17 protein-coding genes are annotated in these 23,346 nt (G+C 70.8%); 10 read left to right on the top strand and 7 right to left on the bottom strand.

What is annotated here, in order from left to right:
- Window positions 1-122: 122 nt before the first annotated feature.
- On the bottom strand, window positions 123-1,094 hold the full coding sequence (locus tag QMC84_RS13775) for an asparaginase (RefSeq protein WP_300375437.1): 972 nt from the start codon (window positions 1,092-1,094) through the stop codon (window positions 123-125).
- A gap of 225 nt (window positions 1,095-1,319) precedes the next feature.
- On the opposite strand from QMC84_RS13775, the gene QMC84_RS13770 reads away from it, so the two are divergent.
- A complete protein-coding gene (locus QMC84_RS13770; RefSeq protein WP_300375740.1) occupies window positions 1,320-3,164 on the top strand; it encodes a DUF4012 domain-containing protein in 1,845 nt (614 codons plus the stop codon).
- On the opposite strand, the gene QMC84_RS13765 is transcribed toward QMC84_RS13770, so the two are convergent.
- Together QMC84_RS13765 and rfbA are read right to left on the bottom strand one after the other, a co-directional pair.
- Complete coding sequence (locus tag QMC84_RS13765) at window positions 3,161-5,266, bottom strand: glycosyltransferase (RefSeq protein ID WP_300375435.1); 2,106 nt, start codon at window positions 5,264-5,266, stop codon at window positions 3,161-3,163. The genes QMC84_RS13770 and QMC84_RS13765 overlap by 4 nt on opposite strands.
- Window positions 5,267-5,492: 226 nt before the next feature.
- Window positions 5,493-6,356: a glucose-1-phosphate thymidylyltransferase RfbA gene (gene rfbA / locus QMC84_RS13760; RefSeq protein WP_300375433.1), complete on the bottom strand. Its 864-nt coding sequence runs from the start codon at window positions 6,354-6,356 to the stop codon at window positions 5,493-5,495.
- 128 nt (window positions 6,357-6,484) lie between these two features.
- Here rfbA and QMC84_RS13755 point away from each other — a divergent pair, with 128 nt between their 5' ends.
- From QMC84_RS13755 to QMC84_RS13745, 3 genes are read left to right on the top strand one after another with little or no spacing between them, the layout of a single operon-like run.
- Window positions 6,485-7,660, top strand: a complete 1,176-nt coding sequence (locus QMC84_RS13755) for a glycosyltransferase (RefSeq protein ID WP_300375431.1) — start codon at window positions 6,485-6,487, stop codon at window positions 7,658-7,660.
- A complete protein-coding gene (gene rfbB, locus QMC84_RS13750) occupies window positions 7,642-8,640 on the top strand; it encodes a dTDP-glucose 4,6-dehydratase (protein ID WP_300375429.1) in 999 nt (332 codons plus the stop codon). Before QMC84_RS13755 ends, rfbB begins: the two co-directional genes overlap by 19 nt.
- Window positions 8,640-10,064 carry a bifunctional dTDP-4-dehydrorhamnose 3,5-epimerase family protein/NAD(P)-dependent oxidoreductase gene (locus QMC84_RS13745; RefSeq protein ID WP_300375427.1) on the top strand — a complete coding sequence of 475 codons (1,425 nt, stop codon included), beginning with the start codon at window positions 8,640-8,642 and terminating at the stop codon, window positions 10,062-10,064. The genes rfbB and QMC84_RS13745 overlap by 1 nt, the downstream gene beginning before the upstream one ends.
- 12 nt (window positions 10,065-10,076) lie before the next feature.
- Here QMC84_RS13745 and QMC84_RS13740 read toward each other — a convergent pair whose 3' ends face one another.
- Together QMC84_RS13740 and QMC84_RS13735 are read right to left on the bottom strand one after the other, a co-directional pair.
- Window positions 10,077-11,207, bottom strand: a complete 1,131-nt coding sequence (locus QMC84_RS13740; RefSeq protein WP_300375425.1) for a hypothetical protein — start codon at window positions 11,205-11,207, stop codon at window positions 10,077-10,079.
- Window positions 11,208-11,528: 321 nt separating this feature from the next.
- Complete coding sequence (locus tag QMC84_RS13735; RefSeq protein ID WP_300375423.1) at window positions 11,529-12,803, bottom strand: hypothetical protein; 1,275 nt, start codon at window positions 12,801-12,803, stop codon at window positions 11,529-11,531.
- A 193-nt stretch (window positions 12,804-12,996) separates the two neighbouring features.
- On the opposite strand from QMC84_RS13735, the gene manA reads away from it, so the two are divergent.
- Complete coding sequence (manA, locus tag QMC84_RS13730; RefSeq protein WP_300375421.1) at window positions 12,997-14,235, top strand: mannose-6-phosphate isomerase, class I; 1,239 nt, start codon at window positions 12,997-12,999, stop codon at window positions 14,233-14,235.
- Here manA and gmd read toward each other — a convergent pair.
- Together gmd and QMC84_RS13720 are read right to left on the bottom strand one after the other, a co-directional pair.
- Window positions 14,185-15,249, bottom strand: coding sequence for a GDP-mannose 4,6-dehydratase (gene gmd / locus QMC84_RS13725; protein WP_300375419.1), 1,065 nt, complete (start codon window positions 15,247-15,249; stop codon window positions 14,185-14,187). The two genes, manA and gmd, sit on opposite strands and share 51 nt — an antisense overlap.
- A gap of 72 nt (window positions 15,250-15,321) precedes the next feature.
- Entirely contained in the window at window positions 15,322-17,532 is a 2,211-nt protein-coding gene (locus QMC84_RS13720) for a glycoside hydrolase family 99-like domain-containing protein (RefSeq protein WP_300375417.1), read from the bottom strand.
- Between the two features lie 93 nt (window positions 17,533-17,625).
- On the opposite strand from QMC84_RS13720, the gene QMC84_RS13715 reads away from it, so the two are divergent.
- From QMC84_RS13715 to QMC84_RS13695, 5 genes are read left to right on the top strand one after another with little or no spacing between them, the layout of a single operon-like run.
- On the top strand, window positions 17,626-18,642 hold the full coding sequence (locus QMC84_RS13715) for a MoxR family ATPase (RefSeq protein WP_300375415.1): 1,017 nt from the start codon (window positions 17,626-17,628) through the stop codon (window positions 18,640-18,642).
- Window positions 18,639-19,778 carry a DUF58 domain-containing protein gene (locus QMC84_RS13710; protein WP_300375413.1) on the top strand — a complete coding sequence of 380 codons (1,140 nt, stop codon included), beginning with the start codon at window positions 18,639-18,641 and terminating at the stop codon, window positions 19,776-19,778. The genes QMC84_RS13715 and QMC84_RS13710 overlap by 4 nt, the downstream gene beginning before the upstream one ends.
- Window positions 19,775-20,974, top strand: coding sequence for a hypothetical protein (locus QMC84_RS13705; protein ID WP_300375410.1), 1,200 nt, complete (start codon window positions 19,775-19,777; stop codon window positions 20,972-20,974). Before QMC84_RS13710 ends, QMC84_RS13705 begins: the two co-directional genes overlap by 4 nt.
- Window positions 20,971-21,861 (top strand): ABC transporter permease, encoded by an 891-nt coding sequence (locus tag QMC84_RS13700; RefSeq protein ID WP_300375408.1) that lies wholly within the window; start codon window positions 20,971-20,973, stop codon window positions 21,859-21,861. The genes QMC84_RS13705 and QMC84_RS13700 overlap by 4 nt, the downstream gene beginning before the upstream one ends.
- The gene (locus QMC84_RS13695; RefSeq protein WP_300375405.1) at window positions 21,861-22,613 is read left to right on the top strand and encodes an ATP-binding cassette domain-containing protein; all 753 of its coding nucleotides are present in this window, start codon (window positions 21,861-21,863) and stop codon (window positions 22,611-22,613) included. Before QMC84_RS13700 ends, QMC84_RS13695 begins: the two co-directional genes overlap by 1 nt.
- Window positions 22,614-23,346 lie beyond the last annotated feature (733 nt).

The raw sequence follows: 23,346 nt of genomic DNA, 5'->3' as shown, positions 1-23,346 counted from the left end.
AAGAGCAAGCACTTCGGGTGTGCATTGGTTCACATCGACTGTCACCTGCCATGGAAACAAGGGCAATCTCAACGTGCGAACTGCTTGCATGAGCAATCAAATCGCGCTGGTGCGACCGTCGCTCACCAGCAGGACCGGATCTCCCCGACCGGCCTCCCACCGCCGAACAGGGGCGCGAGCCCGGTACGCCGCAGCGCCTCGCCGTCGACGCCCGCCTCACGATCGACACCTGCGCGCGCGAGCGCAGCCGCCATCAGCACCGGCCGCACCCGGGCGGCCCCGTCATCGGTCTTCAACGCGAACGCTCGTCCGTCGGGCAGCGCCACCACGTAGCACGACTCCGCACCCGCCTTGCCGATCGCGCCCGGGATCGTGGTGAGCAGGGCACGCTCGTCGCGACGGGTGCCGGACACCATCTCGGGGTGCTTCCGTATTGCCGTCGCGATCCGAGCGGCCCCCTCGTCCGGCCGCCCGTCCCCGTCCACCCCCAGGGCCAGGCGACGGAAGGCGGTCGCGAGCCCGACCAGTGACGTCGAGAGCAGTGGGGCGCCACATCCGTCGACGGCCACGTAGGCCTGCTCCCCGGTGAGCTCCTCGAACGTCTTCCGGATGCCGATCTGGAGCGGGTGGTCAGGATCGAGGTACGTCGCCGTGTCCCAGCCGTTGAGCACGCACGTGGCGAGCATGGCGGCGTGCTTGCCCGAACAGTTCATCTGCATCGGCGTACGACCGCCTCCCGCACGCAGGATCGCGTCGCGCTCCTCGTCGTCCAGCGGGTAGTCGGGCGGCGTCAGCAGAGCGGACTCTTCGAGGCCGGCACCCGCCAGGATGCGCCGCACTCCATCGAGGTGGAACGGCTCACCGGAGTGCGAGGCGCATGCCAGAGCCAACAGGTCGGGCGGCAGGTCGAGACCGTGGCGCACGAGGCCGAGCCCCTGCACCGGCTTGTTGCACGAGCGCGGCAGGATCGGCGCCGCGACGTCGCCGACCGCCCACGCGGTGGTCCCGTCGGCGGCAAGACCGACCAGCATTCCGTAGTGGTGACCCTCCACGAACCCGGACCGGACGACCTCTGCGACGACGGGAGAAGACATGCCCGCAGGCTAGCCTTCCGCCCCGCTGCCAGAAGTGCTGCCTCCTTTGGGAGGATGGCCCCCATGTCGCACGCCGTTGACCACGACCTGGCCGGGCACTAGATGCAACGCTCAGATCGCCAGGACCCCGGCCACCAGCACTCCGACCACCAGCATTCAGGCCACCAGCACTCCGGTCGCCAGGACCCTGCTCGCACGGGCTCTCGCCGACGGCGCGTCGTGGCGATGGTCGTGCTCGGCATGATCCTCGTCGTGGCGGCGCTCGCCCTGCTCGCGATTCCGATGGCCAGGGTGCCCGGCGAGGCCCGAGCCGCGAAGGAGGATCTGACCGAGGCCAAGGACGCGCTCGCGGACGGGCACCTGTCCCGGGCCCGCGAGCTCGTCGCTAGCGCCAGGGACCATGTCGACACGGCCCAGGGCCGCGTCAACGGGTTCGGGTCCGACGCCTGGGACGTCGTCCCGATGGCGGGAACCGCGGTGGAGGACGCACGCCACCTCGTCGACGCACTCGACGAAGCGACCTCCGTGGCCGAGATCGGCGTCGACCTCTATCCCGTGACGGCCGGCCCGCACGCCACCCTCTTCCGGCACAAGCAGATCGACGAGGCGACGTTGCAGCAGGTCATCGAGGGCGGCCTGCGCGCGGCCGGACACCTGGCCGCCGCGGAGACGGCCCTGCAGGAGGTCCAAGGCACCACCCCCCTCGTCGGCACCATGCTGGCGGCTCGTCGGGACGAGGCTGCGGCCAAGGTGGATCCGCTGGCCGAGACCGTCGACGACCTCGCGCCGATGTTGGAGCGGCTCCCCGACGCGTTCGGTTTCGACGGCGAGCGGAACTATCTGATCGCACTCCTCAACCCCGCCGAGCTCCGGTACTCCGGAGGGGCGACGCTCAAGTTCGCACCCCTCTCCTTCGACCAGGGCAAGGTCGACCTGGGGAAGTCGCTCCAGCCCACCGGCGACCCCACGATGGTCACGCCGGTCTCGTGGCGACCCGTGCCCTTCAACCGCTTCCACCACCCCGGCAGGAATCTCTTGACGAGCGCGACGTTCGCTCCCTCCTGGTCGGTCTCGGGGGAGGAGCTCCTGAGGGCGTGGGGCAAGGTCCGGCACCAGCGCGAGGACGGGGTGATCGCCGTCGACGTCGTCGCACTGGCGCAGCTGCTCGATGTCACCGGTCCCATCGAGGTCGCCGGCTACGGCGAGCTCACCTCCGCCAACCTGGTGCACACGCTGATCGGGAACTACGACCAGTACTACCCGGATCCCACGGTGCAGGACGCCCTGAGCGACGAGCTCATCCCGGCCTTCGAGAGCAAGTTCTTCGGGGGCGGCGACTTCGTAGCCAAGGCCGAGTCGCTGGCGTCGGCCGCCGACAGCCGCCACTTCGCCCTGTACTTCCGCGATCGCACTGTCCAGGAGGGCTTCGCCGCGCTGGGCCTCGACGGCGACCTGACCGAGCCGCAGGGCGACTACATCGGCGCCTTCACGCAGAACACCAACGGCTCCAAGGTCGACTACTACCAGCGCCGCAGCATCGCCCTCCACGTCGAGCTGCAGACCGACGGCTCCGCACGCGACGCGGTCGAGGTGGTCGTGGACAACGACACCCCGCCGTACGCCGTGCCGGAACCCGATCCCCAGAGCTGGTACTTCACCCGGTGGGCGGGTCTGGCGATGGGCGTCTTCGTCCCCAGGACCGCGCAGCTGGAGCACTCCTCCGTCCTCGGAGAGCCCGCAGACCTGCACCTGCGGAAGTTCTACGACCAAGCGTTCGTCGCGCCGAAGATGCTGCTCCCTCCGTCGAGCAAGGGCCGGTTCGACATGCGCTATCGCGTCGCCGACGCGGCCACGATCGACGACGACGGCGAGCTGACCTACCGGCTGGCGTACGACCCGCAGGGCACAGTCCGGCCTCAGTCGGTCACCGTTGAGCTGCAGCTGCCGGAGGGCTATACCGCGAAGAGTCTTCCGTCCGGGTGGTCCGCCGACGGTCGCATGGTCACCTTCCCGATCCAGGAGCTGAGCACCAGCCAGGAGTGGGAGATCGTGGGCGAGCCGAGCGACTAGTCACGCCGCGCGCGCGAGACCTCGGCGAGGAGGGCCCGGGCCCGGTCGTGGAAGGACAGCGGTGGCCGGGGCAAGTCCGCTGCCCGAACGGTTCGCCGGAACTCGGCGACCGCGTGCGCGAGCTCGTCGGCGTCCCGCGCGACCACGACGTCGCGAGGGTCGAACACGTCGTGGATCCCCACCACGTCGTCGCAGATCACCCGGGCACCGGACGCGACCGAGTCGAAGACGCGGTTGGCGATGAAGCCGTGTCGGGCCATGTCGGGCCAGTGGTCGGCGAGGACGATCCCGTGCCGGTTGTAGAGATCGGGCAGACGGCGGTTGTCGACGTAGTCACCCTGCCAGACCCCGTCGGGCAGGTCGTGCCAGCCACGACCGTAGACGACCAGAGGGACGCCGGCGTCCACCGCCATCCGCACCAGCGGCCGGCTGCGGCCGCCCCCGGCGTTCCCCACGAAGACCACCCCGAGGTCGTGCGCACGGTCCGGCTCGATGGCCTCCTCCGCCGGGTGCTCGAAGTGTGAAGCCTGGAGAAGCGGCAGCACCGTGCGCCCGGTGCCGGCCGAGAGAGCAGCACTCCACGGGCCGGAGGCGGCGAACACGTGGTCGTAGCCCTCGAGCTCGGCCGGATCGACGTCATCGGGGTGGCTGATCACCCACAGCACGTTCGTCTGCCCAGGCGTCGGCGGGATGGGATGCAGCCCGCGCAAGGCCAGGGAGACGTCGTCGAGCCAGGTCGGACCGGCTGCGTCGGCTCCTCGGCGATAGGTGACCACTTCTTCTCCGAGGTCGCGCAAGGCCCCGGACAGCGCCTCCGCGAAATGCGTGTCACCCCAGAGGTCACCTGCCGGTCCAGGGGTCGACGGCAGCTTGATCGACCACCGCCGGCGGCGCTGCGGCGGTCGACGTCCGGTGGCCTGGACATCGCCGGTCGGCCCGCTCGCAGGTGGTTCCTCCGCGCCGATGACCGACCCGATCCGTTCGTGGAGCGCCGGGTCCTGCGAGGGCACGGAGTGAGCCGGAGGAGTGTGAACGACCGCCGCCTCCAGCACCGTGGCACGGGCTGCGGGAGCGACCCGGAAGCCCCCCGGGCGAAGGCCGCGCAGACGCGCACCCAGCTCGAGCGCCGCCGCCGACCGTGGCCGATCCGCCGGCAACCCGCCGAGCGCCGCCAGATCCTTCACACGCAGAACCATGACCTCCGGCGAGATGGCAACCAGCGGGTGGCCCTCGAGTCGTCGGGCGTCGTCCGCGGGATGGCCGACCAGCAGAGGCACCGGCGCCGCATCTTCGGCCGCGATTGTCAGCCCCGCGGAGACGATCGTGTCGTGCGGACCGAGCAGCACGGGCTGCACGCCGGCGATCGCGGAGTCGTCGAGGAGGGCCAGCATGGAGTCGATCGCGCCGCGGCGCAGCACGATGTGCGGCTCAAGGAGCAGGACGATCTCTCCGGCCGACCGCGAGACTCCCACGTTCACCCCGGTCGACGCGTGAACCGTCGCGGGCAGCCGGATCAGGTCCACCTCCGGATGCTCCTGGAGGGCCGCCTGGAGGCCGAGGGCCACGTGGGCCGGTGAGCCGCAGTCGACGACCAGCACCTGCACGTCGCCGTCGGTGGCGTCCAGGGCGCTGCGCACCGTGCGGGTCGTGTCGCCCACCTTGGCGGCGACCAGGACGACCGACGTGAGGTCCGGCCGGCGGGTCCGTGCTGCGACGGCGGCCCAGTCGACGTACGGCGGCTCGCTCGGCCCACTCGTACCCTCCCTGCCGAGCTGTCGTGCCAGCGCCACGAGCCCGGCCCGCGCGGCCGGGTCGCGCGAGGCGGCGACGTGCGGGGCCGGTGCGGGCTCCGCCCCCACATCCGCCAGCACCCGGGCCACCCTGCCGCGCCGCCACGCCCCGCGGGTCTGCGGTGACAGGTCGACGAAGTTCAAGAAGGGGTGCGGGCTGAGCCGTTGCTGCATGCCGTGCTCGACGAAGTCCTCGGCGGCCTCGGCGGCATCGCGGAACTGCCGGCCTCTCAACGCCTCGTAGAACTCGACGTCGAGCCAGCCCGACGCCAGCCACCGCGTGGCCCGGGAGCGCGGTGAGCGAGCCCCCACGTCAACGCACCCGGTCGGCCGAGCGGCTCGGGCGTCGCGGACCAGCCGCCACGTCCCGCGGCAGCAGGTCGACCTGGGGGGTGTCGCGCACGGGCCCAATCTACGGGCCCGACACCGCACCGGCGACCGCCGTCGGGGCATTCGCTCCTCGCAAGTTCGTGCCGCCGTCGCCGCGATCACCACGTGGCCGAGATGACGGCGGTCGATCCGGTCACCTCGAACTGGCTCAGTCGTCAAGGAGGCCGATCAGGTAGTGGCCGTAGCCGCTCTTCGTGAGCGGTTCCGCCAGGGCAACCAGGTCGTCGTCGCTGATGAAGCCCATCCGCCAGGCGACCTCCTCGGGCGCGCCGATCTTGGTCCCCTGCCGGTGCTCGATCGCCCGGACGAAGTTGCTGGCCTCGTTCAGCTCGTCGAACGTGCCGGTGTCGAGCCACGCCGAGCCGCGAGGCAGCACCTCGACGTGCAGCTCCCCCGCCTCGAGGTACAGCCTGTTCAGGTCGGTGATCTCGAGCTCGCCGCGCGCCGACGGCTTCAGCGAGGCGGCCCGCTCCACGACCGTCTCGTCGTAGAAGTAGAGGCCGGGGACGGCGTAACTGCTCCGCGGCTTCGCGGGCTTCTCCTCCAGGGACAGCGCGCGACCGTCGTCGTCGAACTCGACGACGCCGTACGCCGTCGGGTCCGCGACCCGGTAGCCGAACACCGCCGCCCCGGTCAGCGACTGGAACCGTTGCAGCCGGCTGCCCAGGCCGGTGCCGTAGAAGAGGTTGTCACCCAGCACCAGGGCGGACGGCTCGCCGGCGATGTGGTCGGCACCGATCAGGAAGGCCTGGGCCAGGCCGTCCGGGTTGGCTTGCACGGCCCACGAGATCTCGATGCCGAACTGGCTGCCGTCGCCCAGCAGCCGACGGAACTGCTCGGCCTCGTGCGGCGTGGTGATGACCAGGACCTCGCGGATGCCGGCGACCATCAGCGTCGAGAGCGGGTAGTAGATCATCGGCTTGTCGTAGACCGGCATCAGCTGCTTGCTCACCGCGTGCGTGATCGGGTGGAGTCGCGAGCCGGTGCCGCCGGCGAGGATGATGCCGCGCATCCGGCCATCGTACGGACGGGAATCGTCGGGGCGGGGCGGGGTACTCATGGAGGAGCGAGCGACCGATCGCCCCTAGGATGGGGCGGCGCCATCGCCTGCACGCCCCCTGGGAGGCCCGGAAAGGAAGCATGGACCCGCACGACCGAGAGACCCGCACCGTCGCCGTGATCGGGACGCGCGGCTACCCCAGCTTCTACGGCGGGTTCGAGACCGCCGTACGCCGGATCGCGCCCGGGCTCGCCGACCGTGGCTGGCGCGTCCGGGTCTACGGACGCAGGGGCGGGGTGGATGCAACGGCCGAGGCGGATCCCCGCGTGCACAGCATCCTCACGCCGGGGCTGGACACGACCTGGTTCAGCACGCTCAGCTACGGGCTGACGGCGGTCCTCCACAGCCTCCTCAGGAAGCCGGACGTCGCCCTGGTGATGAACGTCGCGAACGGGTTCTGGCTGCCGCTGCTCAGGCTGCGAGGCATCCCCACCGTCGTGAACGTCGACGGCCTCGAGTGGGAGCGCGACAAGTGGAACCCCCTCGGCAAGGCGGTGTTCCGATGGGGAGCGCGGCTCACGGCCCGGTTCGCCGACGAGCTGATCTTCGACGCCGAGGCGATCGGCGACTACTGGCGGCGCGAGCTCGGCCGCAGCGGGACGTTCGTGCCGTACGGCGGCGACCCCGCGCCCGCCCTGCCCGTGGATGCGGGCGTGGAGCCCGGCCGGTACGTCCTGCTCGTGGCGCGCTTCGTCCAGGAGAACACCGTGCCGGGGTTCCTCGCGGCCGCGCCCGCGATCGTGGAGAAGGCCGACGTCGACGTGGTGGTCGTCGGGTCCGCGCCAGCGGACGACCCCATCCAGCAGACGGCGGACGCCTTGGCCGCGTCCCATCCCCGCATCAAGGTCCTCGGCCATCTGAACGACGACTGGCGGCTGCACTCGCTGTGGCAGCACGCGGGGGTCTACTTCCACGGGCACACGGTCGGTGGGACGAATCCCGCCCTGGTGCAGGCGATGGCCCTCGGCGCGCGGGTCGTCGCGCGCGACACGGTCTACAACCGCGAGGTGCTCGCCGACGCCGGCGTCTACTGCGACGGCGACGAGGAGTCGATCGTCCAGGCGGTCGTCGCCACGCTCTGCGACGACCGGCCGCTGGGCGAGCTGGCCGCAACCCGGGCCGCCCGTCACTACTCGTGGGAGCTGGTGGTCGACGGGTACGCCCGCGTCCTCGATGCGACGCGCCGGGCACGACGAGAGCAACGCGCCCGAGCCTCCACGGCCGGAGAGGACGAGACGTGGATCGCATCCTCGTGACCGGTGGAGCCGGCTTCATCGGCTCCAACTTCGTCCACCACCTGGTCGCCGCGACCGACGCCCAGGTGACGGTGCTCGACAAGCTCACCTACGCCGCGAGCAGGGCGACGCTCGCGGGCCTGCCCGAGAGCCGGGTGCGGCTGGTCGTGGGCGACATCGCCGACGCTGGCGTCGTCGAACCGTTGGTCGCCGAGCACGACGCCGTGGTCCACTTCGCGGCCGAGTCGCACAACGACAACTCGCTGCGCGATCCGTCCCCGTTCGTGCAGACGAACCTCGTGGGCACCTTCACCCTGCTCGAGGCGGTGCGCAAGGCCGGGGCCCGCTTCCACCACGTCTCCACCGACGAGGTGTACGGCGATCTCGAGCTCGACGACCCGGAGCGGTTCACCGAGGCGTCGCCGTACGACCCGTCCAGCCCGTACTCCTCCACGAAGGCCGGCTCGGACCTGCTGGTCCGCGCGTGGGTGCGCAGCTTCGGCGTGCAGGCGACAATCTCCAACTGCTCCAACAACTACGGTCCGTGGCAGCACGTCGAGAAGTTCATCCCGCGCCAGATCACCAACGTCGTCGCCGGCGGCCGGCCCAAGCTCTACGGCGCCGGGCTCAACGTGCGGGACTGGATCCACACCGAGGACCACTCGTCGGCGGTGCTCACGATCCTGCGCAGCGGGAAGATCGGCGAGACCTACCTGATCGGCGCCGACGGCGAGCGCAACAACCTCGAGGTCGTCCAACTGATCCTGCGGCACTTCGGTCGCCCCGAGGACGACTTCGACCACGTGACCGACCGGGCCGGGCACGACCTGCGCTACGCGATCGACGCCACCAAGCTGCGCACCGAGCTCGGCTGGAAGCCGGTGTACTGCGACTTCGAGAGCGGGCTCGCCGCGACCATCGACTGGTACGTCGCGCACGAGGACTGGTGGCGCCCGCACAAGGAGGCTGTCGAGGCCGCCTACGCGGCGAAGGGCCAGTGATGGAGCCGAGCCCGGAGCTCACGCTGGAGACCACGCCCATCCCGGGCCTCCTGCTCCTGCGGCTCCCCGTGCACGAGGACGGCAGGGGCTGGTTCAAGGAGAACTGGCAGCGGGAGAAGATGGTCGCTCTCGGGCTGCCCGACTTCGGCCCCGTGCAGAACAACGTCTCCCACAACGCGCGCCGGGGCGTGACTCGCGGGATCCATGCCGAGCCGTGGGACAAGCTGGTCTCGGTCACCACCGGCCGGGTCTTCGCCGCCTGGGTCGATCTGCGCCGGGGCGACTCGTTCGGCTCGACGTTCCACGTCGAGGTCGACCCGTCGGTGTCCGTGTTCGTCCCCCGCGGGGTCGGCAACTCCTACCAGGCACTCGAGGACGGCACCAGCTACAGCTACCTCGTCAACGACCACTGGCGCGCGGGTGTCACGTACCCGGCCGTCCACCTCGGTGACCCCGACGTCGCCGTTCCCTGGCCGATCCCCCTCGACGAGGCCGATGTCTCGGAGAAGGACCGGGCCAACCCACTGCTCGCCGACGTCGTGCCGATGGAGCCGCACCGCACGCTGATCATCGGTGCGAACGGTCAGCTCGGCCGCGCGCTGAGCGTCGACTTCCCCGAGGCGGACCGGGCGGACCTGGCCGGCGCCGACCGCGTCCTCGACGTCACCGACCCGGCCGGCGTCGCCGCCTGGCCCTGGCAGGAGTACGACCTGGTGCTCAACGCCGCGGCGTACACCGCCGTCGACGACGCCGAGGCCCCCGAGGGCCGCCGTACCTGCTGGGCGGCCAACGCGCAGGCGCCCGCGACCCTGGCCCGCCTGGCCCGAGACCACCATTTCACCCTCGTGCACTACTCCACCGACTACGTGTTCGACGGCACCGCCGAGTCGCACACCGAGGCCGAGCCGTTCTCCCCGCTCGGCGTCTACGGCCAATCGAAGGCCGCCGGAGACCTCGCGGTCGGGTCCGCCCCGCGGCACTACCTGCTCCGGACGTCCTGGGTCATCGGCGACGGGCACAACTTCGTCCGCACCATGCAGTCACTCGCCGAGCGCGGGGTCTCGCCCTCGGTCGTCGACGACCAGGTGGGCCGCCTGACGTTCACCGGGGAGCTGTCCCGGGCCACGCGGCACCTGGTGGAGACCGGCGCCGCCTACGGGACGTACAACGTCACCAACGACGGCCCGCCCACCTCGTGGGCGGACCTGGCCCGCGAGGTGTTCCGGCTCGCGGGGCGCGATTCCGAGGACGTGGTGCGGGTCAGCACCGAGGAGTACGCCGCCGGCAAGTCGCTGGCCCCCCGGCCGGCCTGCAGCGTGCTGGGCCTGGAGAAGCTGATCGGCACTGGGTTCGTCCCCGAGGACGCGCTGACGGCGCTTGCCCGCTACTGCCGACGCGAGAGCGGAGCCGATCGCACCGCGTGAGCCGACACGGCCTCACGCCGGCCGCACCACCATCACGGGAGATGGGCCGACCGGCACCCGGCACGACGTACGGCAGCGGCTGACCGCACCGTCCGCGTCGCTCCAGGACGTCGCGTCCGTGGCGGTGAACCGGGTGGCGGGGCCGCGTGGCTTCCACCAGAACGTCCGGACCTCGCCGTCTCGGTGCGCCACGCACTCCCAGACGCCGGGGGCCGCGTCACCGAGGGTGCAGCCGTCGACGCGGGTGCCATCGAGCCAGTCGCGTACGACGTCGAAGGACCGTCCCGCGAGCGTCTCGGTGGTGAGGTCCTCCTCGGTCAGGTAGGTGTTGGCGATCCGGCCGATGTTCCAGCTGTACCAATAGACCCGCTGCAGGCCGAGCCCGGCATCGAGCAGGTAGGTGCGCATCAGGAAGGCCCGTTGCAGCTCGGCGGAGATCGGCGGTGGCTCGGGTCCACCCTGGAGTCCGAAGTTGATCTCCGTGTTCCACACCGGCAGGTCGATCCCGTGCTCGGACAGCACCTTCCGGGCCGCAGCGAGCAGCGCCGCCTGGTACTCGGGCAGGCCGTCCGCGGGCGGGTAGAGGTGGACGGCCACCGCGTCGACGGCACCGGCCAGGTCCACGCGGGGAGACTGCAGTGACCAGTAGGCGGCGAAGTACGCCTGCTGGCTCGGGAGCCGTAGGGGGAAGGACGGAGCCACGATCGTCGCCCTCGGCACGACGTTGCGGATGGCCGCGGACGCGACCAGGGTGAGCCGGGCCATCTGCTCAGGTGTCCCGGTCCAGTACTGGATCACGTTCGGCTCGTTCCAGACCTGGTAGTCGATCCGGTCGCCGTAGCGCTGCGCCACCGCGGTGACGTAGCGCCGCCAGGCGGCGAGGTCGGGCATCGAGGCGGCACCCGCGCCGTACGGCGCCTCCTCCCTCGGCCTCGACGCATGGAAGGTAGGCGTCTGGCCGAGCACCAGCAGCGGCCGCGCACCTATTCCCGCAGCGGTCGTCAGGGCCGTGTCCAGCGTGGTCCAGGTGAACTCACCGGGGCGGGTCTCGAGGTCCCGCCAGCTCGTTCCCGAGTCCCACAGGCGCAGGGCACCGATCGGCACGTCCGGCGTGATGCCCTGGCTGACCAGCCCGTCGTGCATGCCGAAGAAGGTGTCCTGGATCCGTTGCCCCGATGGCGCAGGCGGCTGTGCCGGGCTCGTGGCACTCGGTGCGGGCGTCGACGTCATCGGCGCGCCGGGACTGGGCCCGGGACCATCCCCCTCGCTAGAGGGACTGCTCGTGCTGCACCCGACGCCGAGCGCGGCCAGGATGGCGCAGACCAGGCACGCCACGACGCGGCGGGATCGGAACGACATCGTCCTCCAACCGTTCGGATTGGGGCGCGGGCAGGACTGACCGCACCTCGGCGGCGCCCACACCGCGGCCACCGGGCCGCGGTGTGGGTCGCCATCTGGGGCGCGTCAGTTCAGCGACGAAACCATCACTGGCGCGTTGTTGACCGTGAGGGTGAGTGGGCCGACGTGGGTCGTGGTGGCGCCGTCGAGGTCGGTCCAGGAGGTCGTCGTGTTCGAGGTCGTGACCGGAACGGCGCCACCGGTGGGCTTCCAGTAGATCCGCCGGACCTCGTCCGCGCCGACGCGCGCGGTGCAGGTGTAGAGGCCCTTGAGCTGCCCTCTCGCGGTGACCGCGCACGTGACGTCGGTGTCGACGATCCAGCCTCGGACCACCTGCCAGGCGCGGCCAGCTCGGGTGAGTGTGGTGCCGTCGTCCTCGACGAGGTGCGTGTTGGCGATGCCGTTGATCCGCCAGCTGTACCAGTACATCCGCTTGATCGAGCCGCCGGCGTTGAGGAGGAGGGTGCGGGCGACGTACGCCGCCTGCGTCGCCTCCGGGATCCGCTTGGCGGTGTCGCCGCCGAGCAGCCCGTAGTTGATCTCGGTGTTCCAGAGCGGCTTGCGTCGCGCCTGCTGAGGGAGGACCCGCTTGGCGAACGCGAGCAGCTTCATCGAGGCTTCGGGGCCCTGATCGGCCAGCGGGTAGGGGTTGGCCGAGACCACGTCGACCATCCTGGCCACGCTCTTGCCGCCGACCTTGGCAGCCCAGTACTTCTTGAACCACTTCTGCTGGCTCTTGAGCCGCAGCGGGAAGGACGGCGCGACGATGGTCGCCTTGCGCCCGGCGGCCTTGTTGATGGCCACGCTGCCGGTCGCCGTGAGCTTCGCCATCTGGCCGACCGTGCCGCTCCAGAAACCGATCACGTTCGGCTCGTTCCAGATCTGGTAGTCGACGGAGGTCTTGTAGCGCTTCGCAACCTTGGTGACGTAGCGCTTCCAGGCGGAGACATTCTTCGGCATGCTGGAGGCGCCGGCGCCGTACCACCCCGCGGCCTTCGGCTTCGAGGCGTAGAAGCGCGGCGTCTGGCCGAGGACGACCATCGGCCGCAGGCCGGCGTTGAGTGCGGTGTTGACGGCGGTGTCGAGCGCCCTGAAGTCGAACCGGCCCGGCCTCTTCTCGATCTGGCGCCACGCGGTGCCCGTGTCCCACAGCCGGACCGAGCCGACCGTCACTGCTGGGAGCGACCCGCCGGCGATGTTGGCGTCGTGCATCCCGAAGAAGCTCGGGGAGACTCGCTGTGCCTGGGCGGGCGACGACACGAGCAACGTACCGATCATCAGCAGCGGGACCAGTCCGAGGACGAGCGCCCGCAAGCCGGATCGGGGAGTTGGCAGTGACATGGTCGGACCTCCGAGGCAGGCGAGAAGAGTTCGGCGCGATCCCCCCACGGGAACGTGCGCGGGTCTGACCCTACGTCAGGGCGGCGGGTTGTGGCGAAGCTTTGCGGCCCGTCCTCCGACTCACCCCGAGGGCGGGCCCCGACCAACGGCTGCGGCCTTCCGTACGATGGCCGGCGAGCGAGAAGGGGGACGGATGCATCGGTTGCTCGGTGAGACGCGCAAGTACGCCTGGGGGTCCCGGACGCTGCTCCCGCGCTTCCTCGGCACCTCCCCCGACGGCGACCCGCAGGCCGAGCTGTGGCTGGGGGCGCACCCGGGCGCGCCGGCACGGACACCCGACGGCCGGACCCTGATCGACCTCATCGCGGCGGATCCGCCCCGCGTCCTCGGGACCACGGTGGCCGAACGGTTCGGTCGCCGTCTGCCGTTCCTCATGAAGGCGCTCGCCGCGGCCGAGCCGCTGTCGCTCCAGGTCCACCCGACCGCCGAGAGGGCTCGCGAGGGCTTCGAGCGCGAGAACGCCGCCGGGATCGCCGTCGGCTCTCCGACACGCAACTATCAGGACGCCTCCCACAAGCCCGAGCTGCTCTACGCCGTGACGCGCTTCGAGGGGATGGCCGGCTTTCGCGACGTGGCGAGGTCGGCCGAAATCCTGCGGATGCTCGAGCTGCCCTGGGCCGACGAGATGGCCGGCGAGCTGCTACGTGGCGGCGCCGACGAGGCGCTGCACCGCGTGGTCACCGAGGTGCTCGCGCTCGGCCACGGCGAGCTGACGGAGATGCTCGAGGGCCTCACCAAGGCCGCTCGGATCGCGGAGGAGCGGTCGCACGCCCGGCGACCGCCCACCTCCCGGTGGCACCGCAACCGGACCGCGGTCGGACGCGAGGCGGCGCGGCTGTACGCGCAGACGGCGGCGCTCGCCGAGCGCTACCCACGCGACCCCGGGGTCCTGGTCACCCTGCTGCTCAACCACGTCGTGCTCGCGCCGGGAGAGGCGGTGTTCCTGGACGCCGGGATGGTGCACGCCTACACGTCCGGGTTCGGGATCGAGATCATGGCCGCCTCCGACAACGTGGTCCGGGCCGGGCTGACGTCGAAGCACGTGGACATCCCCGAGCTACTCGAGGTCGCCGACTTCAGGCCGGTGGACCCGCCCCTGTGCGCTCCGGACCGGGTCGACGCAGGGCTCGTGCGGTTCCGACCCGGGGTCGAGGACTTCGTCCTCTACGTCGGTGACGCGCCCACCGACCGCCTGCCCGCCACCGGACCTCGCATCCTGCTCGTGCTGGACGGTCACGTCGAGGTCGGCACGGACCGCGACCGCGACCGCGCCGTGCTCGAACGCGGCGCCTCGGTGTTCGTCGGTGCCGACGAGGGCGCGCTACAGGTCACCGGCGACGGGCGAGTGGCCGTCGGGACAGTCGGCGGCTGACCTGCTGCCCGGCGCGTCGATCCAGGGGCGACCCTCGTTTGCGAGCAGCCGGATGTCGGCGTCGACCATGATCCGGACGAGTTCGCGCGCCGTCACGCGCGGCTCCCACCCCAGGACCCGTCTCGCCTTGGAGGCGTCCCCGAGGAGCGTGGCGGTCTCGGTCGGGCGGACGTACCGCTCGTCGAGGCGTACGTGCTTCTCCCAGTCGAGCCCGGCATGCTCGAAGGCGGCGACCACGAAGTCGTGGACCGAGTAGCTGGCGCCCGTGGCCAGCACGAAGTCCTCTGGCTCGTCGGCCTGGAGCATCTGCCACATCCCCTCGACGTACTCGGGCGCGTAGCCCCAGTCGCGGCACGGGTCGAGGTTGCCCATGTAGAGGTAGTCCTCCAGGCCGGCCTGAATCCGCGCCACCGCTCGGCTGATCTTGCGGGTCACGAACGTCTCCCCGCGCCGGGGGGACTCGTGGTTGAAGAGGATGCCGCTCACCGCGAACATCCCGTACCCCTCGCGGTACATCACGGTGGACCAGTGGGCGTGCAGCTTGGCGGCGCCGTAGGGCGAGACCGGACGGAACGGCGAGCCCTCGTCCTGGGCGCCGTCGGCGTTGCCGAACATCGCGGAGCTCGACGCCTGGTAGAAGCGGCAGTCGATCCCGGCGGTGCGGATGGCTTCGAGCAACGTGACCGCCCCGACGCCGGTCGTCAGCGCGGTGTACTCCGGCTCGTCGAAGCTCACGCCGACGTGGGACTGCCCGGCGAGGTTGTAGACCTCGTCGGGCTGGATCCGGTGCAACAGCCGGATCAGCCGCGCGCTGTCCGAGAGATCGGCGTAGTGCAGGAAGAACCGTGCGTGCTCGTCGTGCGGGTCCTGGTAGAGGTGCTCGATGCGGCCGCTGTTGAACGAGGACGAGCGGCGCCGCAGCCCATGGACCTCGTAGCCCTTGGCCAACAGCAGCTCGGCCAGGTAGGAGCCGTCCTGCCCGGTGACTCCGGTGATCAGCGCGCGCTTGCTCACGGTCCCTCCTCGTTCGCTGCTGACCAGATCGTGACACACCACCAGACGGACGCCGCCACAGCCCGCGGGCGGCTATCCCCCAGCGTCGGGGCGGCGTGACCGTGCTCCGGTGACCTGCCGCACCGTCTCCAGGTTGGCCCGCCCGAACCGGCCGTCCGGCTCGAGGCAGGCGCCTTCCGCCCACTCGTTCCAGGCGTTGACGAAGACGAGGGACTCACCGCCCGCGGCCGCGGCGGCATCAACGGCTCGTGAGAGCCACCGCCGGAACGACACCGGGTTGCCGCGGTGGAACGCGTAGGCCGCCGACCCGCGCCGAGGGGTGTTGTCCCACCCCGGCATCACCCCCGGGTGGACGCGCAGGCCGTGCGGCCCGGTGGTCCGCAGGTCGGCACCGTCGACCGCGGCGTCGTAGGAGTAGATGTCACCGGAGTGGCCGGGATCGAGGTCGGGGGCGAGGTCACGAAGGGACTGGAGCCCGATCCCGGAGCCCGGCGGGAAGTGGACGAGCCCGTCGACAGCGTCCGCCGCGGTGCCCGAAAGCCCCTCGAAGTCGCGTGAGGGGATCACCGCGAGGACGTGGAGCCCGCCGAGGCCGTCCTCCTCGGCGCGTGCTCGCCACCGCGCGATCGTCTGCGCGGCGTCGGGGAGCTGCCCGATGCGATAGACGACGAGCAGGGGCTTGCCGTCGACCCGGAGGTAGCGGTGGTCCTTCAGCGCCGGCAGGAGGTTGTCGTAGAACGCGTCCTCCCAGCCAGGGGGGTAGGTCTGGGCGATCAGGACGTCCTGGTCGAGGCCGTCCCACCGCCGGGTCCAGGACTCGTTGGCCCAGCAGAGCGCGAACGGGAAGTCGACCGTCGGGTCGGCGAGCAGGTTCCGCAGCGGGGTGTCCAGCAGGGCGCGTCCGTCGAACCAGTAGTGGTACATCACGAACCCGTCGACGCCGTGGTCGGCGGCGAGCTCGGCCTGCTGCTGCATGACCTTCACGTCGGAGAGGTCGTAGCGCCCCAGCTCACCGGGCTCGACGGGCTGGGCATGCCCGCGGTAGAGCGGCTTGGCGCGGGCGACGTTAACCCAGTCGGTGAAGCCCTCGCCCCACCACTGGTCGTTCTCCGGGATCCGGTGGTACTGCGGCAGGTAGAACGCCAGCACCCGCGGTGGGGCCGTGGCCGGGGTGGTGGCTCGACGGGCCTGGTGGAGACGCGAGGGCACTTCGTCGGTCTCCAGCTGCGCCAGGCCCGCCGCGGTCGCCATGACGCCGACGAACCTCTCGATGGCGTGCGCGGTGGACCCGTCGAGGTGTCCGGCCTCGGACTCGAAGTGCTCCTGCCCCAGCACCAGGTCGGCCAGCCGTTGCAGCAGCCACGGGCGCGCCCAGTACATGGAGCCGGCGGGGTACCGCAGGGCGTCGGGGTCGAACGCGAACGGCACCCGGGCGGCGAGCGCCTCGACGAGCTCGTGGTTCGACCCCCAGGTCTCCGGTCCCTTGAGGTGACCGGTGGGCACGACGACACCGACGTCCTTGTCGCGTCGCATCAGGTCGACGATCCGCCGGATGCCCTCGGGGGAAGGGAGGAGCCCGTCCAGCAGCTCGATGCGCCACGCGTCCCCGTCGATGCGGTGCACGGACCGCTTGGTGTGGACCTTGAGGACGGCGTCGTACCCCTCGAAGGCACCGAGCCGGGCGAGGTCGACGAGCGGCCAGCTGTCCCGGCCGACGTTCGCGACGCGATGGATCCGGGCTCGGGGGAAGCGCCCGCTGATGCGGCCTTCGAGGCTCTCGGCGGGGCCTTCTGCCAGCGTGACGATCAGGTCGAAGTCCTCCGGCATCCGCGCGAGCCGGTCCTCAATGTCCGGCCAGACCTCGGGGTAGAACACGTGGGCGACGACGAGGATCCCCGCCTGTTCTGGCGGCGGCTCCAGCATCAGTCGCGCCTGCCGAGCACCGTGCACGAGCGGCCGCTCGAGCAGCGGGGAGGGATGGGGCGTGCCGGACGTGGCCCTGCGGCGCGCCGGGGCGAAGAGGCCGGCGGTGGGCGTGACCGGGTGACGATCGCGACCGGCCAGTCGTCTCGGCATCGACCGGGCCCGTGTCTTCAAGAGGCGGAGCTTCCCGGCCGAGGCACGCAGGGGTGCGGAGACCCGCCAGGACGCCGACGTGAGCACCGCGGTCATCTGCCGCCGGTACTCCTCTGCCGCGGCCTCGAGCACCGAGATCCGCGCTCGCAGCTCGTCGTTCTCCGCCCGGAGCGCCTCCAGGAGGTCGTCCGGATCCCGTTGGTCCACCGCGAGAATCCCCTGTCTGATCGTCGGCGCCTCATCCTACGGGTGCACGGTCAGTCAGCCCCTCACCGCTCTCGGCCGGTAACATGCCGACCCATGACCTCTGGGGGACTCACGGGCGTGCTGCAGGACCGGGCCCCCGGCCCGCTGAGGACGGAGGAGGCGGCCGCGTTTCAGGGCGCCACGCAGCGGATCGCCGAGGCCGTCAACGGCTTCCTCCAGGGCAAGGCCGAGGTCGTGCACCTGGCTCTGACCTGCCTGCTCGCCGAAGGCCACCTCCTTCTCGAGGACGTCCCGGGCGTCGGCAAGACCTCGCTTGCGCGCGCCCTCGCCTCCGCGCTCGGAGCGCCGTGGCAGCGGATCCAGTTCACTCCTGACCTCCTGCCGGGCGACGTCACCGGGGTGTCGGTCTTCCACCAGGACACCAGCACATTCAACTTCCACCCCGGCCCCATCTTCTCCAACGTGGTGCTGGCCGACGAGATCAACCGGGCGGCACCGCGAACCCAGTCGGCTCTCCTCGAAGTCATGGAGGAGCGGCAGGTGACCGTCGACGGCCGGGCCTATCCGGTGCCGAGGCCGTTCCTTGTCATGGCCACGCAGAACCCGGTGGAGATGGATGGCACGTACCCACTGCCGGAGGCCCAGCTCGACCGGTTCCTGGTGAAGACCACCGTCGGCTACCCCGACCACGCGGCCGAGGTCCGGGTGCTGCAGGCCGAGCACGCGGGCTTGGGCGTGGGGCACGTCCCTCAGGTGAGCTCGCCGGACGAGATCGCCTCGCTGGTGACGGCCGCGCGCACCGTGCACGTCGCACCCGCGGTGTTCGACTACGTCGCCTCGCTGGTCGGCCATACCCGGACGATGCCGCAGCTGCGGCTCGGCTCCTCGCCTCGCGGTGCGATCGGGCTGCTGCGGACCTCGCGGGTGCGCGCGGCGCTCGACGGTCGGCACTTCGTGGTGCCGAGTGACGTGCAGGCACTGGCCGGCCCCGTGCTCGGACACCGGATGCTGCTGAGCCCGTCCTTCGAGGCATCCGGCGGCTCCGCAGCCGATGCGGTGGCCGAGACTGTGCAGGCAGTGCCGCCGCCGCCAGGGGACGGACAGCGATGACACGTCGCGGCGCCGCTCTGCTGCTGGCCGCCGCGGGACTCGCCCTCTGGGGGTGGCGGGCCAACTGGCCGGAGTTGATGGGGCTGGGTGCCGGTGCCGTCGTCCTCGTGATCTTCGCCCTCCTGGCCACTCTGCGAACACCGCGCGGGACCGTGCGCCCGGACCAGGCATCGGTGCAGGTGGTCCGCGGCCAGCCGGCGGAGGTCCGGCTCACTGTCGACCTCCGGGGCCCACACCGCTGGCTGCGCGTCGTTGACGGTCCCGTGCGCGCGCCGCTCCGTTCGGTGCGGCTGCCGCGGTCGGCGCGCCGGACCACCGCTTCATTGCTGATGCCGGTCGACACCCGCGAGCGGGGTCAGCGGGCGCTCGGGCCGTACTCGCTCGTGCACGGCGACCCGTGGGGCATCGTCCGCCGGGTCGTCGCCTCCGCGGACGGCGGCGTCCTCACGGTGCGGCCCAGGTCGTTCCGGATGCGCCGGTCCCTGACGACGGCGTTCCGCGAGGGCGAGTCGGACGCTGCGAGCCGCCGGACCGGGGACCAGCACTTCCATGCGTTGCGCGACTACGTGCTCGGCGACGAGCCTCGCTCGGTGCACTGGCGCTCGTCGGCCCGGGCGGGCAAGCTCGTCGTGCGGCAGCAGGTCTCGGAGGCCTCGACCGGCACCACGATCGTGCTCGATGTCGACGGCTCCGCCTATGCGACGAGCGGCCGCTTCAGCACGAACTGGGACGCGGACCGGTTCGAGGCAGCGGTCGAGGTCGCGGCGTCGCTCGCGACGAGCCAGCTGGGGCGGACCGAGCAGGTGCACCTTCTAACCACCGCGCGTGGTGCGCGGGTGACGAGTGCGTCTGCGGGTGCCGCGGGGAGCCTCCTCGACGCACTCGCGGTCGTGAGGCTGCTGCCCCCCGTCGACACGGCGGCCGACGAACTACCTGCGGTCGTCGCTCGGACCAGGGCCGCCCACACGATCGTCGTCACCTCCGCCCCCGACCTGCGCACGGCCGGCGCGCTGCGCCGACTTGCCACCGTCGCCCCGCTCACGGTCGTCCGGGTGGGCGCAGGTGCCACGACGGCCGGCCTGCCGGGGGCTCGCGTGGTGGACGTGCCGGACGCCGTCAGCCTGGGCGAGCTGTGATCGCCAGGACGCGGGTGGCTGCGGTGGGCATGTGCTGCGCGGTGGCATCGCTGTCCTACTCAGGTGCTGTATCGCTGGTCGCGCTGCTCGCGTTCGTCCTCCCAGCAGTGGTCGTCGTCGTGCTCGTGACGGCAGGGGTCGCACGGCTCTCACTCCGGCTCGCCGCCGCCTCCGGTCTCGCCACGGCGCTGGGTGTCGCCGAGGTCGTCAACCTGGTGTCGGGGACTGCCCATGGCCCGGCCGCACGGTCGACGTTCGCCGCGGCCGCCTTCACTGCGCTCGCGGTGGCTGCCGTGCGCGGGCCCGCGCCGGCGCTCTTCGCCGCAGCGATCGTCGGCGTCGTCGTCGGCGCGCTCGGCCTGGGAGCGGGCGCGGAGGTGGCGCCCGTGGCGGTGGCAACCGTGGTGGTGACCGTGGTCGCGCTCGCCGTCGTGGAGGCGCAGGACCGACACTGGACGCGGCGGCCACCCCAGCTCCTGACGGTCGCCGCCTTCGCCCTCCTCGTGGGTGCTCTCTCGGCGACCGTCGCGCTGCAGGCCAACCGTCAGCTCGAGGGCGAGCCGACGGTCCTGGCTCCTGGCGCCGTGCAACCGACCATCCGACCGCCCGGGGCGCTGGGCGACCCGGGCGCGACGGTGGGTCGCACGCCCACCGCCAGCCCGACGTCCGAGGCCGATACCGCCGCCCCTCCGCCTAGCGAGCCGGCCGTGCCGCTGCGGACCATTTGGCTCGTGGTGCTCATGGTCGTGCTCGTCCTGGTCCTGGGAGCCGCGGCCAGAGTCGTCTGGGTCGCCCTCGCCTGGCGGTTGTTGCGACGGCGACTGCGGCGCGGGTCGGGGCCCGACCAGGTCGCGGGTGCTTGGCTGTGGTCCACCCGCCGGCTGCGCGCTGCTGGGTGGCCGATCCCACTGTCGCTGCCCGCCGACGCTGTGGCCGCGGTCCTCGCAGGGCTGCCCCGACCCGTCCGGGCCGCCCTGCGACAGGTGGCGGAACACACCGTTGCCGCCATCTACGCACCGCCGGAAGCGACGCACGATCCCCAGGTCGCGTGGGCGGCCGCCGATGAGGTCGGCCGCGGCGCCGTCCGTGCCCTCCCCGCCCCGGGCCGTCTCGTGTTCGCTGTCCGGTCGGTAAACTCGCGCCCGTCCCGTTCTGCGGCGCTTGCGCCGGCAACACTCGAGGAGAGTCGCCCGTGAGTGCTCGGCACGCGCGCACCGCAGCCCGCCCGGGCTGGAGGTCGCCTACCCTCAACTGGCACGGCTACGCACCCCTCGACGCCTCCATCGGTGCTCAGTTCAATGCGGCCGCGGGTGACGTGGCCGAGGGCATCCGACGGTGGCGGTCCTGGACCTATCTCGCGATCGAGCAGGTGAAGAATCAGTACCGGCGCACGGTCATTGGCCCGTGGTGGCTCACCCTCCAGACTGCGGCGATGGTCTCCGGGCTGGCGGTCCTCTTCGGTTCGATCTTCGGGCAGCCGCTGCACGACTTCCTGCCTTACATCGGTGGCGGCTTCATCGGGTTCTGGCTGCTGAGCGGTCTAACCGGCCAAGGCGCCGGTGTCTTCGTCAACAACGCGTCGACCCTCACGAGCACCCGTCAGCCACTGTCCGCCCTGGTGTTCCACGCCGTCACGTTCGAACTGCTGCAGTTCGGTCACAACCTGGTGATCATCGCATCCCTTGCAGCGTTAGGCCTGGTGCCACTGGGTGTCGAGATTCTGCTAGTCGCTCCAGCAGTGTTGATCATCCTCCTGAACGGGCTGGCAGTCGGGCTATGGCTCGGCCCGACGGTGGCGCGATTCCGCGACGTCGGACCATTGGTCGCGTCGATCATGCAGATGATGATGTTCTTCACGCCGGTCTTCTGGAGCGTCGACGACGTCGACGGCAGCGGCCGCAACGCCCTAGTCGCCTGGAATCCATTCGCCTACCTGCTGGATCTCTTCCGCGATCCACTACTTGGCGAGTTCCCCTCCGCGGCGACCTGGACCGGCGTCGCGGGTGTCACAGCCGTCAATGTCGCTCTGGCCGTCTGGGTGTTCAGTCGGGCCCGGTCGCGCTTGCCATACTGGGTGTCCTGATGCCCTCGGTCGAGCTACGCAGTGTCCATGTGGAGTACCAGTTGCTTTCGGTGCGGGACTACAACCTCAAGAATCGCGTCGTCCAGACTGCCCGCAGGAAGTTCCAAGAGCCCGTCGTCATCGACGCGCTGAGGACGATCGACCTTGACATCGCGGAGGGCTCGAGGGTCGGTCTCGTCGGGCCTAACGGTGCCGGCAAATCCACCCTTCTGTCAGTCATGGGCGGTCTGCTACCACCGACCCGCGGCACGGTTCGGGTGGCGGGTCGCGTCCTGGCACTCCTCGGTGGCTCCGGCGCGGGTCTGGATCAGGAGGCTAGTGGCCGCGACAACGTTGTGAGCATGGGTGTCCAGCTCGGGGAATCGCCGCGGGACATGCGGCGTCGCATTGACGACATCACCGAGTTCTCCGGACTCGGCGAACGGATCCTGCACCCGGTGTACTCCTACTCCAGCGGCATGCAGACCCGACTTCGATTCTCGATCCTCACCTCATTGCGACCGGATGTGCTCCTGCTCGACGAGGGTCTTGGCACAGCAGACGCTGAGTTCACAGCGCGCGCGAACGAACGGCTCAATCAGTTCATGTCATCAGCAGGAATTCTTGTATTCGCAAGCCACGGGGACGCTCTACTACGGGAGCAGTGCGACGAGGCTGTCTGGCTCGACTTGGGTGCCATAAGGCAGCTGGGGCCAATCGACGAGGTCCTCAAGTCCTATCACGCGAGTCACTCTCGGGAGGATGCATGTTGAGTCCGGCGAGTAGGGAATGACGCGTCCTGACCGACATCAATATTGGAAGGCCTGGAGGTTAGGCAGATGAATTTCGGCGACATTGCGGAGGATGCCGCCGTGGATCGGCATGATGCCCCAACGCTCGACCCCAGAGCTGCCGGGCTGGTGGCCCCTCCCCACCAAGGGGCACCGGGTCCGTCCCCGGCACGGCCGCAACTTGCGGAAAGCCGGCTACATGGTGAGCGGTACAACTTGTTCTGCGCCGCCAAGTACGAAGGTCGGGCGGCATGAGGCCGCGTCGACTGCTCAACAAGTCTTCTCAGGATCGGTCGAAGGGAGGAGGCCGAGTCCAAGGAAACTTCGATCGGGTGACCGGCGGGATGGCGTCCGGTTGGCTGCACTGTCCACGATGCACAACGACGTCCTACATCAGATTGGACGCAACGACTTGGGCTTCTCCGCTGATCGTTCCGCAGGACTTCCCGCGACTCGATGCGCCCGGGAAGGCCGGATTCTGGGCGCGGTTTCTTTCTCCCCTCGGTGCGGGTCAGGTGACAGCCAGGTGCGTCGTGCACCTAGCTGAGCCGATCGTCGGCGGCGCACCAACCCATGAACCACTACAGGGAGTAGGCGAGGTCGCCAACCTCACGCCGTACACCGCGTCGGGATGGTTCCATCCTGGCGCCTGCGATTGCGCCGACACGGACCTCTTCCTCGAGATCGATGGGTCTGCGCGGATGCCCGTTACCGC

Source organism: Nocardioides sp. (assembly GCF_030019515.1).
Lineage (GTDB): Bacteria > Actinomycetota > Actinomycetes > Propionibacteriales > Nocardioidaceae > Nocardioides.
Note: the sequence above shows the minus strand (reverse complement) of the source record. Positions and strands in the feature narration are given on the sequence as shown.

Bases quoted from the DNA above. Each gene is read 5' to 3' on its own strand.
- QMC84_RS13775 (WP_300375437.1), bottom strand. From the start codon at position 1,094: ATGTCTTCTCCCGTCGTCGCAGAGGTCGTCCGGTCCGGGTTCGTGGAG.
- QMC84_RS13770 (WP_300375740.1), top strand. From the start codon at position 1,320: ATGGTCGTGCTCGGCATGATCCTCGTCGTGGCGGCGCTCGCCCTGCTC.
- rfbA (WP_300375433.1), bottom strand. From the start codon at position 6,356: ATGCGCGGCATCATCCTCGCCGGCGGCACCGGCTCGCGACTCCACCCG.
- QMC84_RS13755 (WP_300375431.1), top strand. From the start codon at position 6,485: ATGGACCCGCACGACCGAGAGACCCGCACCGTCGCCGTGATCGGGACG.
- QMC84_RS13745 (WP_300375427.1), top strand. From the start codon at position 8,640: ATGGAGCCGAGCCCGGAGCTCACGCTGGAGACCACGCCCATCCCGGGC.
- QMC84_RS13740 (WP_300375425.1), bottom strand. From the start codon at position 11,207: ATGCACGACGGGCTGGTCAGCCAGGGCATCACGCCGGACGTGCCGATC.
- QMC84_RS13735 (WP_300375423.1), bottom strand. From the start codon at position 12,803: ATGTCACTGCCAACTCCCCGATCCGGCTTGCGGGCGCTCGTCCTCGGA.
- manA (WP_300375421.1), top strand. From the start codon at position 12,997: ATGCATCGGTTGCTCGGTGAGACGCGCAAGTACGCCTGGGGGTCCCGG.
- QMC84_RS13715 (WP_300375415.1), top strand. From the start codon at position 17,626: ATGACCTCTGGGGGACTCACGGGCGTGCTGCAGGACCGGGCCCCCGGC.
- QMC84_RS13710 (WP_300375413.1), top strand. From the start codon at position 18,639: ATGACACGTCGCGGCGCCGCTCTGCTGCTGGCCGCCGCGGGACTCGCC.
- QMC84_RS13695 (WP_300375405.1), top strand. From the start codon at position 21,861: ATGCCCTCGGTCGAGCTACGCAGTGTCCATGTGGAGTACCAGTTGCTT.